This window comes from Paenibacillus sp. B1-35 (genome assembly GCF_050474385.1).
GTDB classification, from domain to species: Bacteria; Bacillota; Bacilli; order Paenibacillales; family Paenibacillaceae; genus Paenibacillus_B; species Paenibacillus_B alvei.
Genome location: NZ_JBCHVJ010000020.1, coordinates 1 through 2,539, shown reverse-complemented (window position 1 = coordinate 2,539; position 2,539 = coordinate 1). Strand labels below are relative to the sequence as shown.

The window sequence follows — 2,539 nt, the reverse complement described above, 5'->3', positions numbered from 1 at the left end:
CTCTTCCCATAATGCTGGAATCGTTTTATCCTTTGCATACGCTAAGCTCGTTTCATTAAATGCACCTAGTATCTGTTCTTTCTCTTCCTCTGTTATCGTCTCAAGTTCAGACAACTTCATTTCTGGGGTGTTGACGAAAGAGAGTAAGACAACTTGTAAGCGCAATAACATTGCTTCTATTTCCTTTGATCCATAGCGATTTGACGCATACTGCATCTGAAAACGCAAATACCCGTGTTCATAATTTGCGATTAAGACTAAATCATAATTCGTTTGCTCCCGATAAGTTTCTATATTTAACCCAAGTCCCTCACTGTGCTGTGTCAATAAAGTCTCATCAAGCTCATAATTTTCAAAGGCATATAAATACTTGATCAACTCTGATTTTTGCTTCGTTAAACTCATAATTTGCTGTAAGGGACAATAAGAATAAGCTGTACTTTTCGTTCCTTGTAGCTGCGTGCTGTGCAAAACTTCTACAACTACATCATCTTCTTTATACCTGATTCTTGCGGGAATCGTCACGATAAATGGACCCACAATCTTTTCAATTCCTCTAATTGGAACATGCCTGCCTGAAATTACCTTGCCATAAACAACATCTTTGGCACCTGTATACAATTGCAGTACAATTCCCCAGGCTGTTTCCACAATCGTATTCATCGTAATATGATGGGTGGCAGCGAGATTTTGCAAACTTGCCGTCTGTTCTTTAGATAATTTCATTTCACTCAAAGAAACGGTTTCCACCGCTAATGGCGTTTGCTCCGTTGACTTTATGTCCGCTGCTCCATCATAGTCAGATAATAATTCTTCCCAATACGCAATGCCTTCATTAGCATTTTGCTGCTCCAGCCACTTTACATAATCTCCATATTTTTCGATTCTCTTCTTGTCAGTTTCCACTATCGACATGATAGATTGCAAGCTCTTTCCATGTTCAAGCATGTCATAATACGTTTTGAAATCACTGAACAAAATAGATAAGCTCCAACCATCAATAATGATGTGATGAAAAGTCCATAACATCTTATATTGGTTTGCTCCAAAATGAACGAGCTTGACTCTTAATAAAGAATCGCGTTGTAGATCAAACCCGCGCTCCACATCAAGTTGCGCAATCATATCCATTTTATTGTTTCGTTCATATGCCGCAATATCCGATAAATCTATCCGTTCATATTCTATTGCCCGGTTCTTGAGTATAATTTGTCTCGGCACAGTCAATTTCTCAAATACGATGGAAGTTCTTAAAACGTCATGCTTCATCGTTACAAGTTGTATTGCCTCTTTTACCTTTTGTTCATTAATCAGACCGTTCAGTTCAAAACGATGCTGAACGACATAAGCGGTAGAATCACCATTCATCAGCTTATGAAACAGCATTCCTTCTTGTACTGGGGTAAGAGAATAAATATTCTCAATTTTAGAACCTAAAACCATTTTCGAGCTCATGTCTGCTCCTCCACCTTATAGTAGATTTATTCTAGATCGAATAGCTCATTTATCACTTGGAGATCGTCCACAACCAAATCAGTGGCATCCGTATCCGAGATCGTGATGGCAACCTCCTCCTGTGATGCACAAAATTGAATCGTAGCCATTAAACAATCATGGAATGTTTCAATAAATAGTTGTATCTTCTCAGCAGACAACTTGCTCTTGTCATAGACAATACTGAAATGCAACTGTTCTTTTAGCAAGCTTCCGTTAATATTGACTTTACGGTATACAATATTTTCATCCGCTGATCCCTTACCCGAACTAAAAAAGTGTAGTTTTCTCCCCTTCGCCTCAGCGTCCATTTGCCCCATGTAGTTAAACATGACTTCAAGCGGCCGGACCGGCAATTCATCCTGTAATAGACCATATCCAAGGCCTCGGTTCGGGATTTGACGCAGCATCTCTTTGGTTGTAATGATACTTTCTGCTATATCCTCATGACACGGGACCACCACCGGATATATACTTGTAAACCATCCGACCGTCCGGTCGATATCGATCCGCTTATGAATCGGTTCTCTTCCGTGTCCTTCCATACCTATCGTTACATCTCTTGCCCCTGTCAGTTTCTTCACGGTCATTCCCAGGGCGCTAATAAGCAAGTCATTGATCTCGGTATTATATGCCCGACTTGCCTGGTGGATAAGCTGTGCGGTTTCTTCCTTATTTAAATGTATCGTGCAACTGCCATAACCGCTTTCTCCTGTCTGTTCGTCCATCCAGAGTTCGCCTGCCGACATCTGCGCTGCTACTTGTTCCCAGTACGCCCGTTCTTTCTGCAAGAGGTGGCTGTCCTTATATTCTGCCAACGCCTCCGCCCATGCCTTATATGACGCTGTCTTTGCCGGGAATCGGATCTTGGTTCCTTCTTTTACTTGCTGGATAGCTGTTCCGATATCTTCTTGCAGAATACGCCACGATACGCCGTCCACCACAAGATGATGGATCCCTACAAACAGCAGGTTCCCTTCACCCGTCCGGAACATCGCTGCCTTCACCAGCGGCCCTTCTTCTAAGTTGATACTGCTGTGCAGTT

General features: G+C 41.8%; 2 protein-coding genes. Both read right to left on the bottom strand.

Features of this window, described 5'->3' with window-relative positions:
• Positions 1-1,455: condensation domain-containing protein (locus tag ACQ5BJ_RS26240; protein ID WP_430113003.1), on the bottom strand; the 1,455-nt coding region annotated here is incomplete at its 3' end.
• Positions 1,456-1,481: 26 nt separating this feature from the next.
• Positions 1,482-2,539: condensation domain-containing protein (locus ACQ5BJ_RS26235; protein ID WP_430113431.1), on the bottom strand; the 1,058-nt coding region annotated here is incomplete at its 5' end.